Source organism: Microbacterium sp. Bi128, from assembly GCF_918698205.1.
On the sequence record NZ_CAKKMM010000392.1, the window covers coordinates 1 to 4,081 of the forward strand.

A 4,081-nucleotide genomic window follows, 5' to 3' on the forward strand; every position below is an offset into this window, starting at 1 on the left:
TGTTCAATCCGCTCGTGTGCCGCCGCGGCATCTCCGGCTCCATGGGCCATGATCGCCTCGGTCAGGCTCAGGCAGGTGTCGACATATGAGCTGCCGCGGCGATCGGCCAGTGATTCGGCACAGCGTTGCGAAGCGGCGGTGTCACCTTCGCGGCGCAGCAACTCCGCCAGCAGCGTATCCGCCAATGCGCCGTGCCCCCCGGCACCGAGTGGTTGGACGGTCCGCAAAGCTCCGTCCCGGTCGCCCCTGGCTTCGGCAATTTTCGCCACCGCGATGGTCTCCAGGGCATTCCATGACACGGCGTACCGTCCCCGCCCGTGAAAGGACTCCAGCGCCGCACCGGAGTCGGCCAGGCGGACCAGGTCGCCGGCGGCGCAATCAACCAGGACCCGATAGATGGCGCTGAGCGGACCGGTCGGGAACAGCTCGCTGCCCAATCGCTGCGCTTTGGTAAGACAGGTCCGCGCAGCCTTCAGATCATCATTCCAGTAGCACGCGATGCCACGGGCCAGCCAGGCCGGAGCCATCCGCTGCCGCGAATTCCAACCCAGCGCCTCTCCCCGGTCCAACGCCGCCGTGCCAAGTTCGTCGGCGCTCACGAGGTCACCGGCGATGGCGTGAGCCAACGCGAGCTCGGCCTGGGCGCAGATTTCCACGGCTTCCAGCTGTTCCGGGTTGCCTGTGGCCGCCGTTGCCTGGAGCAGCGCCGTGCCAAGTTCGCCGGTGCGGTGCAGCCGGAACTCTGCCTGGGCCAGCAGGAACAGTCCTGTCGAGAAGGAGCTGGAGCGGCCATCTCCTGAAATGTCCGTCGTCGACCGGCCGTCGTCCGTCTCGGTGTGCGGGTCCAGCCGGCCGTCGGCGGGCAGCGGCTCGTAGAGCGCCCGGTAACTCTCCAGTCTCCGGCGTCGAATTGCGTCCAGCGCGAAGGTCCGCGACAGCGCCCGGTCGGTGAACTCGGCCGCGGCGGTGCCGTCGCCGGAAAGGGCACGGCAGACCGATCGGATCATCAGGATCTCCGGATCCTCGCCCCACGGTGCCGGGAGGTCCAGGCACAGCCGTTCCAGGGTCTGCACGTCGTTTCCGAGCAGGAATTCGAGCCAATGGGCGCCGAGGGAAATCACGGCTTGCCGGGGCGCGCTTCCTTGCAGCGCCTGGGCGACGCCCTCGACGACGTCGACGTCCTGGTAGTACCTCGCCGCCACGCGGTGCAGACGCTCGGCGAGCAAAGGGTCGCGCCGCTGCAGGATGCGCCGGCACTGCGCCGCGAAGAGGGAATGCCACCGGAACATCGATTCGCCCGCACGGTATTCGTGCTCCTCGATGAAGAGCCCGTTACGGAGGCATTCCTCAAGCAGCACGCCGCCGCGGGGACGGCCTTCGAGTTCGACGGCGAGCCGGCGTCCGAGCCAGTCGCTGGCAGTGGCCCTGAGAATGAATTCGGCCAGCGACGGTTCGATCTGGTCGAGGATCTCTTCCGCGACGTAGTCGGCGAGCGGGACGTGCGTAGGCGCGGAGCCTGGCGTTGCAAGCGGCACGTTGCGGGCCTGCGCCAAGGAGACCAGGCTGGCGTGGACTGCCACAGGCCAGCCGGCAGTCATCTTCCAGAGCGACCCGGCGTCGAACGTTTGATCTTGTCCCAGCGCACTGGCGAACTGGGCAACTTCCTCCCGCGTGAAGGCCAGTTCGGCGGCGCGAAGTTCACCCAGTCCCTCGCCGTACCGGAATCTTTCGAGCTGAATGGACGTATGGCCGCGTCCCGAGAGGACCAGCCGCAGTGAGGGGGGTGCCGATGCGGCGAGCACCCCGACGATTCCGTTCGCCAGCCCCGGCCCGGCCAAATGGACGTCATCGATCACCAGGACAATCGGTTCGGTGAGGTGCTCGAGTGCCCCGAGGAGAAGGTCGTAGGAGGCCGCCCGGTCGTGGGCAAGGCTCGGGTCAAGGGCGAGAAGGGCGTCGGTTCCGGGTAACGGCAGTTTGCCCGCCGCGGACTGGATCGCCCCAACAACACCGTGAAACAGCCGCGCGGGCTGCGTGTCGAACCTGTCCAGCGACAGCCATGCGCACGGCAGAGCGCACTTGCGGACCCAATCACCCAGAAAAGTTGACTTGCCGTAGCCGGCCGGGGCCGCGACGAGGGTCAGGCGGTGCGAATCTGCGGCCGCGGACAGGGCGCTTTCCAGACGTGGACGCTCCAACGCTCCGAGACCGCGCACAGGCGGGCGGATCTTGAACTGTGGGCCCGGTACCCATTCGGCTTCTAGCCTATCTCTCACATTCCACATGCTAGGTGGGGGCAAAAGGGCACCAACAGGGCGCAAAGACCCCTTGTGCGCCGCTCCTTAGCGCGACAATACGGCGATTAGGGCGACCCGATTGCGGCACGGCACGAATTGGGTGCCCGGCTGTATCATCAGTCATGCCTATGAAGCACGGCAGCCCGACAGACCCGATTTTCCTTCATGACCTCGACAAGGCCGACCGCAGGCGGGTCATTATTTTCGCGATTGCACGTCTCATCGCATTTTCGGTTGTGGTCCTCGCCCTGTATTTCTTTATTCCCGTCGGGGGATTCAATGACGCCGATCCCGCGGCCGCCTGGATCCGCCTGGCGGGTGTCGTGCTGGTCTTTTTCGCAGTCCTGGCAATTCAATTGCGGCTGATACTCGTGGCGCATATCCCGAGGGTTCTGGCGGCCGCGGCTGTCGCCGAAACCCTGTTGATGTTTTTGTGTCTCTTCGCGCCACCGTCGGGTTCGGGGATATTACGCCGGTAAGCCAGCTGGCGAGGGGTGTCGTGTCCGTCCAAATGATTGCCGATTTAGGTGCACTCCTGTTGATCGCAAAAGTGGCATTCTTCGCGGCAGGGCGGCGGCTGGGCGGCGAATCCTGAACCCGCCGCCGTCATCACCCAAAACGGATGACAGCAGGCCGGCCGGCTGAAATTTCGCGGGCAGGGCCGGGATTCGGTGCGCCACTTTGCACGTCCGACGCGCGGCGTCCAGCCCGTAGGGACGGCCGAGGCGGGCCCTTCCCCGGCGTGACAGATCACCCTGTGTGGGTGGGGCTGGACCGGCACGCCGAGTGAACAATGAAAATAGCCGTGAAATGCCCAGCCGCGGAACACAAGCTAAGGCGGATCCCCTCATGTCGCTGAACGATCAGCCCGCTGGCCCCGCTAGCCCGGAACAGGAAGAAATTCTGCGGTTACGGGCCGAAGTCGCCCGTCTCCAGCAGGAACGGGACACTGCCCGCAAGGCCCCGCCGAGGCCGGCCGTGCGGCATCCGGGGCTGGCCCGGCGCATTGTGGCAATCGTGCTGGTGGTTATCACTGGCCTGTTGGCCTTCGCGACAGTTCCGGCCCTCTACCTGCGCAGCGAAGTCATCGACACCGATCGCTACGTCGCCACCGTCGCACCGTTGGCCTCGGACCCTGCGATCCAGGCCGAAATCGCCGACAAGGTCACCCAACAGATCAACGACGCCGTGGATTTCCAGACCATCACGCGCGATGCCCTGAACGAGCTCGCTAAAACGGCGCCCCGCGTGGCGGCCGTGCTTACCGGGCTGGCCCCGATGCTTGCGGAGCAGACCAAAACGCTCATCCATACCGCCGTTGCCAGATTCGTGGCGACGCCGCAGTTCCAGGACCTTTGGATCCAGGTGAACCGGGTGGCGCACCAGGGGCTGGTCAACCTTGCCACGGGAAGCACGGGAGGCACGGTCAGTATTGATGAGAATGGCACGGTGTCGATTTCCACGAAAGAGATCATCGCCCGGGTCAAGACTCTCCTTGTCCAGCAAGGGGTGGATATCGCCTCGAGGATCCCGGAAGTTGACGCGCAGATCGCCCTGTTCCAGTCGCCTGAACTGGTCCGTGCCACGGAAACCATCCGGACCCTGGACCGGCTCGGCCCAATACTGGCGTGGCTGACGGTGCTCAGCGCCGTGGGCGCCATTGCCGTTGCCCCCCGGGGCCGGAGACGGAGTACGACGAGCGGCGTGGGGTTGGCCGTGGCGGTGTCGATGGCGGTGCTGGCGCTGGCCCTTGTGATCGGGCGAAGTTACGTCCTGAACTCGAT

General features: G+C 65.7%; 2 protein-coding genes and 1 pseudogene. 2 read left to right on the forward strand and 1 reads right to left on the reverse strand.

What is annotated here, in order from left to right:
* The coding region (locus LQV45_RS19670; RefSeq protein WP_230008459.1) for a hypothetical protein at positions 1–2,216 on the reverse strand (2,216 nt) is incomplete at its 3' end.
* A 209-nt stretch (positions 2,217–2,425) separates the two neighbouring features.
* Between LQV45_RS19670 and LQV45_RS19675 the strand changes: the two genes are divergently transcribed.
* Positions 2,426–2,776 (forward strand): hypothetical protein, encoded by a 351-nt coding sequence (locus LQV45_RS19675; RefSeq protein ID WP_230008460.1) that lies wholly within the window; start codon positions 2,426–2,428, stop codon positions 2,774–2,776.
* A 370-nt stretch (positions 2,777–3,146) separates the two neighbouring features.
* Positions 3,147–4,081, forward strand: a pseudogene (locus LQV45_RS19680) (hypothetical protein); the annotation flags it as partial.